Here is a 723-nt window from a genome sequence, read left to right on the forward strand (position 1 = left end):
CTCACAAATGAAACGCGTGTAATTAATAATCATACCCTTTATCGCATTAAAGCATTAAAAGACTTTGCTGATGTTAAGGCTGGTGCCTTGGGTGGCTTTATTGAAAAGGAAGATAACCTCTCTCATGATGGCAATTGCTGGGTGTATGATGAGGCTCTTGTGTTTAAAAATGGTCACGTTTATGAAAATGCAAGGGTTTATGACAATGCTGTCACTTGTGGTCATATCTATGGTCATGCGCGGGTTTATGACAATGCTATCATTGCTGGCTATGTTTATGATAATGCCCATGTTTATGGCAATGCTGTTATTTCTGATAATTCCCATGTTTATGGTAATGCACATGTGTATGGCAAGGCTATTATTTATGATAATGCCTATGTTTATGACAATGCTAGGGTTTATGAAAATGCTCGTATAGCAAATAACGTACATGTTTATGAAAATGCCAATATTCATGGCATTACTGTTATTCGTGAAAATGTCGGCGGGTCTACTAAAATAAAAACCTATACTGAACGTCTCTCTCCTTATGGTGAATTAGAGATTGTCTGGGTCTAATTAATAAAGCAGCGGCGGGCGCGGCGGGGGCGCCCCTCTTTCAAATTTTCCCATTTCAAATTTTAGAAAACGTTTATCACATTAGATTGTGAGGGTATCTCTATGTGCAAAAAATATGAATTAACCAGTGAAATCAAAAAAATCAAACATGCTCTTACTCGA

At 37.5% G+C, this 723-nt stretch carries 1 protein-coding gene; it reads left to right on the forward strand.

Annotated elements, in window-relative coordinates:
• Positions 1-561, forward strand: a 561-nt coding sequence (locus ACFINL_RS09760; protein WP_375651493.1) for a hypothetical protein, incomplete at its 5' end; no start/stop codon positions are given.
• Positions 562-723: the final 162 nt, after the last annotated feature.

This window comes from Bartonella sp. AA78NXGY, assembly GCF_042197005.1.
Taxonomy (GTDB): domain Bacteria; phylum Pseudomonadota; class Alphaproteobacteria; order Rhizobiales; family Rhizobiaceae; genus Bartonella.